Below are 7,685 nucleotides of genomic sequence, written 5' to 3'. Positions count from 1 at the left end.
GTAGCAGATCTAGAACCGATACGATTGGATGCGGCTGTCAAACTGGGCGCTACGCATGCGATTAATGTTCGTGAGGAAGATCCCGTTAAGAAAATCAAAGTGTTGACAGGTGGCTTAGGGGTCGATGTGGTATTCGAGACCGCCGGAAATCCCAAAGCATTACAAAATGGATTAGCCGTGTTACGGCGAGGGGGCAAGCTATCCATCATTGGTCTACCTCCACAGGATGAGATCGCTCTCAATGTTCCCTTTATAGCCGATAATGAAATCGATATATATGGAGTATTTCGTTATGCCAATACGTATCCTCAAGGGATTACATTTTTATCTTCAGGCGTAGCCGATGTGAATGCAATGATTACTAATAGATACAACCTAGAAGACACACAGGAAGCGATGTCAAATGCGTCGACAAACAAAAGCACCAGTGTTAAAACGATCGTTTATCCCAATGGTCAATCGATAGAGTCGGCATAGGGAGGTAATTAGGATGCAGGCATTGGTGAAGTTTGGATATGGGAAAGGTGAAACGGAACTACGCGATGTTCCTATTCCTGAAATCGGGGATCATGATTTACTCATCGAGGTAAAAGCAGCTGGTGTATGTGGATCAGATATCGCTTACGATAATGGTGAACACCCTGAACATCTCAATCCCCCAGTTATTTTGGGACATGAATTTTCTGGAGTTGTATCTAAAGTTGGTCGTAAGGTTTCAGCTTGGAAAGTAGGAGATCGAGTCGTTTCAGATAATACCGGGTATGTTTGTGGTAAATGCTACGCCTGTTCAACGGCAGATTATTTAATCTGTCCAGAACGTCGAGGACTCGGTTATGGCATGGACGGAGGATTTACCCAATTTGTGAAAATTAGCGGCGATATTTTACAGAAAAATCCCAATTGTTTATTCCCTATTCCTGAACAAGTATCTTTTGAGGAGGCCGCGATTCTAGATCCTGTATGCAACGCTTATAAGGCTGTTGTTCAAGAGTCGCAATTTCTGCCTGGCGAAGATATTGTTGTATATGGGGTAGGTCCTCTTGGGTTGTTTGCTATTCAGATCGCTCGATTGGCGGGAGCAGCTAATATCATTGCTGTTGCTTCATCACGTAACAATAATAGGTTTGACATTGCATTGAAACTCGGCGCTACCCATATCATTTGCTACGATCAGCTAGATGTTGTAGAGAAAGTGAAGGAGATTACGAAGGGAGAGCTTGTAGCTTTGGTTGTGGATTGCGCGGGTCCCAATTCCGTACTGAAGGAAGGGATGGAGATTGTACGGCCAGGTGGTAGTATAAATAGAATAGGGTTTGATCATCACACACCTGATTTTTCCCTTGATCCCCTTCTGAACAAGGGCATTACCGTTAAAGGGCATTTTGGTTATGACTATGTTTCCTGGAAAAATTGTTTGAAGCTACTTGAGGTTGGTAAACTTGATTTGAAAAGTTTAATTACCCATAAGATGAAATTATCCGAGTGGGACAAAGCGTTTGAATTAGTAAAGAACAAGGAAGCCTCTAAAATTATCTTAACCTATACATGAGTCCTCAACGTGTTTAATCTAGTGATCTAGTAGGAACTTTATAACACATAAGCGGCACACTATCCATCTGTTTCTAAAAACAGTTGGAGGTGTGCTTTTTTGTGTGAAAGGAGGGAATAGAGATATTGAGCATATTTTACCTCAATTTCACAAATGATAAAGGATAGAAAGAGGTGGAGTAATGATGTGTGAGCAACACGATACAACTAATAAAAACTGCGTGAACAAGTCGTCGCAATTTAAAGCTAGGTCATTCATCCGGTTGGCCTCTACAATGTGCTTAACTATGACCTTATGTTTGGGAAGCGGAGTAGCGGAAGCACGCGTAGCTGTAGAAACTGTAGATTCAACATCCGCTGAAATAATCTCAGCGCCTGATCAACAGCAACAAAAGCGCACCTTAGCGATTGTAATCGATGATTTTGGCAATGACATGAAAGGCACGGATGAAATGATGAAGCTGCCAGTCAAGTTTACAGCAGCGATTATGCCTTTTATGCCGACAACGAAGCAGGATGCTGAAGAGGCTCACCGTCTCGGTCATGATGTCATTATTCATATGCCGATGGAGCCAAATAAGGGCTCGAAGAAATGGCTTGGACCAGGTGCGTTGACGGTTGATTTAACAGATGCGGAAGTACGCCAACGTTTAGAAGAAGCTATACGTGATGTTCCACATGCTATCGGTATGAACAACCATATGGGGTCTAAGGTAACTTCAGACGAACGAATGATGCGAATAATTCTTCGTGTTTGCAAGGAGAATGGCTTATTTTTCCTAGATAGCCGTACCTCTTACTGGACGGTTGTACCAAAAATTGCGGCAGAGCTGGATGTTCCAATTGTATCGAATGATGTTTTTCTAGATGATATTCACACGATTCAACATATTACTAAACAAATTGATGTACTTCGCAAGCATTTAGAATCACACGTCAGCTGCATCACAATTGGACATGTAGGCGTGTATGGAGACAAGACAGCATCTGTCCTAAAGCAATCGATACCTGCGCTGCAGCCGAACGTACAATTCGTAAAATTATCAGAGCTTATTCGTCCATCAGTGAGTGATCCATTTATACTGCCGAATTCCTGAGGCAATTGCACTTGCGATATCCAGTTGCTTGCGAGAATCTGTTAGCATGGCTCGATCTGCTTCACTGCTTATAAAACCCATCTCGACAATAACAGCTGGCTGATGAACGCGTTTCAGTAAATAAAACGGCTTTCCTTCTCTTGGGAGGAAAGCTGTATTTTGCTGTCTGTTAAGCGCATCTTGTATACAAAAGGCAAGCAAGGCACTTTCTCCTTGGAGCTGATGCAGAACGAGTGGCCCGCTTTTTGATCTGTTTTTGGCTGAATTAACATGTAGACTTACGAGCAGCTCGCTTTCAATTTCTTCTGTTAATTGACGTCGATGTGACAAATCCTTCAAATGTCTGGAACGACTATTATGCCAGCGGTTATCCTCACTTAAGGCATAATCACTTGTACGATTCATCACCGCTGGAATACCTTGGCTTCGCAATAAGAGATATAACTTTTTAGCGATAGCTAAATTAATATCCTTCTCCAGTAAATCACCAGATGAAGCTCCGCCATCGATGCCGCCATGTCCAACGTCAATAATAACTGTTGTAGATGGCAATGCCCAGTCATCGGAAGCAACCGGCAGAAGCGGCCATTCCGCAGCTGAGGCCGTTGTAATATTGGCGAATGCGGCAAGCAGCAAACAGTTTAAAGCCAATAGGATTTTTCGCAGCATAACAAATATTCCTCCAAACACTTAGGTGTACCATTAGCGTGGCTGTTTTGAGGGAAACTCATGCATGTTTAGATTCGGGTAAAGCGGGGCAACCTTATAACATCTTATTAAGCATGGAGGGTGTTGCAAATGGCAAAAGGCGATGAATATGTTAAATATGTAACAGAGCGATTTATCACGTATATTGAAACACCGCGGGATGAACGTAAGCAAATAAAAACGTCAGCCAGAGCAAGTAGAGAGCCATGGTTGACGCGTTGGTTTGGCTGGGGTCCAATAAGTGTCATACTTTGGTGGCGTGGTCGAACAGAGCGTCATCGGTAAAATTCACCATTATCCACTAAAAGATTAATTGGTAAATATCTGCGATCGGATCCGTCTTCATTATTTTCTAGAGCGATATAAATAAAGCCATTGTCCCATTTGTGGTACCCTGCAACGGACCACACATACAGCATTTGTCCATCGAACAGTTCAGCTGTATAGCGGAGCTGTTCTTTGCTGTTCATTTTAATTAACAACGAGGAATTAGTTTTGGCATTTATCTGAAGTGGTTCTTTAGTTAACCAGGGCATTTTTCCATAAGGATCAAAGGAGGCTAATGTAACATTTTTTGAAAGTTTCGACTTAGCTGGGAATTGCTTTAATGTGTTTGTGCTCAGCGGCATTTTGCTTGCATCGATCGAACCTTTTGCCTCATCAGGCAGTTGTTCACCAGTTATTGCATCAGTAAAATATATTTCTTGATTTGTTGTCACTTTCCAAGCAGCGAGCAGGGGGTTAATATAAATAGCTTCTATTTGATTAGCAGGTTGAAGCAGTTCAAGCTGCTTGATGGATCGCTGCATTGTTTGTGTTTTGAAGGGCGAATCGCTCCCTATACCGTACTCACCAAGCTGATACCCACCTTGATCAAGAGCGTTAATGACCATATATCCAACAATTTGCTCTTTCTGATTAACAAGGACAAGCCAGCTATGTGTACCAGGACCGAGCGGAGTGATGCTCAGCTTTGCTTGCTTCCATTTCACAAATTGGGGCTCTGCAGCAAGCTCTTTAACCCAACGCTCAGCCAACTGCTGAACCGACTGATTAGCCTTCTCCATATTTGTTGCAGCCGCAGTGGTAGGCTGCATCTTAATTCCTCCGGAATAAAGTAAAACAGTGCTCAGTAGACAAGCTGCTATGACTCTCAATAATTGTTTTCGCATGTTCGATCACCTCTGTTCCATTGTATTGGACAAGCTTTAAGAAGGCTGTTACAACCTGTCGCGTAACGGCGGTCATTAGACCGCCGTTTTTTGACGTATGGCAACAGATAACGTCTAATGCTTGTCAGTCGATGCCTTCCAAATGAAAGATGCCGCAATTTATGGCGGATGAGGTCACTCTAGGCTCATACTGCCAGCGTATCTCAGCTTGTCGCTGTGTGAATTGCTCTTGAATGACGGGCTTTGTTTCCTCTGTCGCATGATCAACCAACGGTTCATAATACGACTTGACTCGATCAAGTTCATCCTCAAGTCTAGTGGAGGCCGATTCGGCCCAGCTGTAATCATAAGCTCGCAGCTTGCGCTCTAGTGCTTGCTCCACAATTCCGAGAGCTTTATTGTAAGAGATGCCATTTTTCGTAATATGAATATTAGAGGGAAGACGTGGAGTCAGCTTGTGAGTTAACAAACGGTCATAAAATTGTTCAACACATTGACCGGTTGCCAGTGATACTCCAAAGCTATGAATTTCCTCACGCTTCTGATCGCACGCAAACTCGACTCGCAAGTTAACACCAAGCCAAGCCGTATAGGGAGTAGAGCTGTAAGGCGTATTACTCCGCTTATCTGGCTCTTGGAACAAATTGACGTAACTGCCCTTTGCCTTAGCGGCATCAAACAGCTGATCGAGCCTGCGCGCTCCGAAAAATAAGTCTTCACGATTCACACGTGCAGGTGCGGCTAAGCTTCCGTGGACAAATCCTAATGAACGTCCGAGCGCAGCATTTACTGCAGCATCAGCTTCTGTAACGACAGTCTCAGCTTTCTTTACTGTCTCTAGTTCAATGTCCGCATCATATTTTTGTTTGTCCGTAACAAATAAGAAGGTCATCGTTTCTGGTTCTGAACCTAACCGATCTACAAAGCTCCAATAGTAAGGGCGATTTGTTAGTTCCCGATCGGCGTAGGGGGATAACTTAACAGTGAAATGCGAAGGTGATTTCTCCAGAATAGAGCATTCAGTAGCTTCCAAAAAACGATTTACAAACTTATGCACCTGTTTCTCGTTCATGGCCTCACCTCCACCGTTTGTCCAAGCGAATCAAAATTAACAATGAGATTTGGAGCTGCTTCTGCCATAACATCACTGGTTTTAACTTCGTCACGTATACGGCTGAGTGAGGATCCCAAGTGATTAATTTTTTGCTTCAACTCGTTATCGTTACTTGCTTCCAACAGCAGACGAGCAAGTTTCTTTTCTATCGAACCATCACTTTTCTCAAAGCGTTCCAAAATATGATCGAGCTCACCAATGACAAGTTCGAACAAATTGATTTTTTCATGCAGCAAACCGACGATATGCTCTTCAATCGTACCGATTGTACATAAATTGTATATTTTCACATCTTCCGTTTGACCTAGTCTGTGAACACGTCCAATTCGCTGCTCCACCCGCATTGGATTCCATGGCAAATCAAAGTTGATCATGTGGTGGCAAAATTGTAGGTTTATGCCTTCGCCTCCGGCCTCCGTTGCAATAAGGATTTGAGCTCGACCGCGAAATAAGTCCATCATCCAATCCTTTTTACCACGGTTCATTCCGCCGCGGTAGGGAACAGCAATCATATTCTGCGCACGGAAAAACTGCAGCAAATACTCTTGCGTTGCTCGATACTCAGTGAAAATAATGACCTTGTCATTCATTTCCTTGACAAGCTCCATTGCTTTCTCTGCTTTCGTATTTGCTTTAATGCTGCGAATCTTCTCGACAAGCTCCCAAATTTTCGGACGCATCGGTGAATCCTCAGATGTTTTCTTGAAAAGATTGACTAGAGTTAAGAACACGGCATCACGGCTGCTACAAACTTCGCGCTGAAGTGTGACAAGTGAGAGCATACTAGTTAAGTCTCCGCCACTCTCGTCATATCGCTCTTTCACAAAGCCAGTGACRGCGTCATATAGTGCCTTTTCTTCCTCGGAAAGATTGAGCGGGATGTTCTTCACAATACGCTTCGTGAAGTGAATGCCACCATCACCTCGGCGATTGCGAATCATTACGCCCGATAATGCTTCATGCAGCTGTTCTTCATTTTTAGGTACACGTTTATCGACGACAAAGTTAGCGGCAAAGTCACTTTGTCCACCCAGCTGGCCAGGTTTTAAAAGCGTAATGAGATTGAATAGCTCATCCATATCATTTTGAATGGGCGTTGCTGTGAGTAAAAGACAATACTTTTTGCGCAAAATATTAGCAAACTGGTAATTCGTTGTTTTTTTATTTTTGAGCTTATGCGCCTCATCGATAATGATTAGATCATAATCAATGCCGAGAACGAGCTCACGATGCGGATCGCGCTTGGCTGTATCTATTGAGGCGACGACGACATCATATCCCCAAGTGTGTGCTTTTTTCTGAGCAACTGCGGATATTCCAAATTTCTGATTCAGCTCTCGTACCCATTGAAGCACTAGCGATGCAGGCACGAGAATTAATACGCGCTTGGCTAAACCGCGAACCATATACTCTTTTAAGATAAGCCCAGCTTCTATTGTCTTGCCCAGACCAACTTCGTCTGCCAAAATAGCACGACCACCCATTTCGTGTACGACTTTAMGCGCTGTACTAATTTGATGTGGCATCGGCTCGAATGCTGGAAGTGTTCGTAAGCATTGCAACTGATCAAAGCTTTCAATTCGTTTCGACTGTTCCGCTTCCATTGCGAGCTGAAACAAGGTCCAATCGTCCCAAGCGCCTCCTCGAGTTGTACGGTTTTGCAGCTCTTCAAACCATGTGCGATCATACTGTAAATCAACAAGCGGATGCAGCTTGCGGCTTGCTATCGCTGAACTTGTCTCAGCTGAAGCAGCTTGTGGTGTAGTATTAAATGACATTAAGATCAGCTCCTTCTGCGATATAAGGGATAAGTTGTATGTAGTATTGCCTTTTCATAAGAGATTAATAAGAAGCCTTCTAAAATAGAGTATGGACAAGCATAATCGTGAGAGAAGGCATGTAAGCGGATCAGTCTAAACAATTTAGACAAATTTGAATGTGTTTATCTATATGTAGTGTAGTATAATGATTTTACCACACAACATATTGTGCTTTTGGCGTGTTGTAGGATACATATGTTTGGTGCGCAGGGAATAGAGGAGGAAT

8 protein-coding genes are annotated in these 7,685 nt (G+C 43.3%); 4 read left to right on the top strand and 4 right to left on the bottom strand.

The features are described 5' to 3' along the window. From AC1DWN_RS22850 to AC1DWN_RS22840, 3 genes are all read left to right on the top strand, one after another. Positions 1-477, top strand: a 477-nt coding sequence (locus AC1DWN_RS22850) for a zinc-binding dehydrogenase (protein ID WP_477561203.1), incomplete at its 5' end; no start/stop codon positions are given. Positions 478-490: 13 nt separating this feature from the next. After that, entirely contained in the window at positions 491-1,549 is a 1,059-nt protein-coding gene (locus AC1DWN_RS22845; protein WP_477561202.1) for a zinc-dependent alcohol dehydrogenase, read from the top strand. A gap of 181 nt (positions 1,550-1,730) precedes the next feature. Continuing rightward, positions 1,731-2,645: a divergent polysaccharide deacetylase family protein gene (locus AC1DWN_RS22840; RefSeq protein ID WP_477561201.1), complete on the top strand. Its 915-nt coding sequence runs from the start codon at positions 1,731-1,733 to the stop codon at positions 2,643-2,645. On the opposite strand, the gene AC1DWN_RS22835 is transcribed toward AC1DWN_RS22840, so the two are convergent. Further along, positions 2,610-3,314: an N-acetylmuramoyl-L-alanine amidase family protein gene (locus AC1DWN_RS22835; RefSeq protein WP_477561200.1), complete on the bottom strand. Its 705-nt coding sequence runs from the start codon at positions 3,312-3,314 to the stop codon at positions 2,610-2,612. The genes AC1DWN_RS22840 and AC1DWN_RS22835 overlap by 36 nt on opposite strands. 129 nt (positions 3,315-3,443) lie before the next feature. On the opposite strand from AC1DWN_RS22835, the gene AC1DWN_RS22830 reads away from it, so the two are divergent. Next, positions 3,444-3,638, top strand: a complete 195-nt coding sequence (locus AC1DWN_RS22830; RefSeq protein ID WP_477561199.1) for a YqzE family protein — start codon at positions 3,444-3,446, stop codon at positions 3,636-3,638. Here AC1DWN_RS22830 and AC1DWN_RS22825 read toward each other — a convergent pair. The 3 genes from AC1DWN_RS22825 to AC1DWN_RS22815 form a co-directional block, all read right to left on the bottom strand. Further along, positions 3,629-4,450 (bottom strand): hypothetical protein, encoded by an 822-nt coding sequence (locus AC1DWN_RS22825; protein ID WP_477561198.1) that lies wholly within the window; start codon positions 4,448-4,450, stop codon positions 3,629-3,631. The two genes, AC1DWN_RS22830 and AC1DWN_RS22825, sit on opposite strands and share 10 nt — an antisense overlap. A 199-nt stretch (positions 4,451-4,649) precedes the next feature. After that, on the bottom strand, positions 4,650-5,597 hold the full coding sequence (locus AC1DWN_RS22820; protein WP_477561197.1) for a YqhG family protein: 948 nt from the start codon (positions 5,595-5,597) through the stop codon (positions 4,650-4,652). Further along, on the bottom strand, positions 5,594-7,417 hold the full coding sequence (locus AC1DWN_RS22815) for a DEAD/DEAH box helicase (protein WP_477561196.1): 1,824 nt from the start codon (positions 7,415-7,417) through the stop codon (positions 5,594-5,596). Before AC1DWN_RS22815 ends, AC1DWN_RS22820 begins: the two co-directional genes overlap by 4 nt. Positions 7,418-7,685 lie beyond the last annotated feature (268 nt).

Source organism: Paenibacillus sp. P4_A7, from assembly GCF_056402455.1.
This window is presented reverse-complemented; position numbering and strand designations above follow the sequence as displayed.

Bases quoted from the DNA above. Each gene is read 5' to 3' on its own strand.
- AC1DWN_RS22845 (WP_477561202.1), top strand. From the start codon at position 491: ATGCAGGCATTGGTGAAGTTTGGATATGGGAAAGGTGAAACGGAACTA.
- AC1DWN_RS22840 (WP_477561201.1), top strand. From the start codon at position 1,731: ATGATGTGTGAGCAACACGATACAACTAATAAAAACTGCGTGAACAAG.
- AC1DWN_RS22835 (WP_477561200.1), bottom strand. From the start codon at position 3,314: ATGCTGCGAAAAATCCTATTGGCTTTAAACTGTTTGCTGCTTGCCGCA.
- AC1DWN_RS22830 (WP_477561199.1), top strand. From the start codon at position 3,444: ATGGCAAAAGGCGATGAATATGTTAAATATGTAACAGAGCGATTTATC.
- AC1DWN_RS22825 (WP_477561198.1), bottom strand. From the start codon at position 4,450: ATGCAGCCTACCACTGCGGCTGCAACAAATATGGAGAAGGCTAATCAG.
- AC1DWN_RS22820 (WP_477561197.1), bottom strand. From the start codon at position 5,597: ATGAACGAGAAACAGGTGCATAAGTTTGTAAATCGTTTTTTGGAAGCT.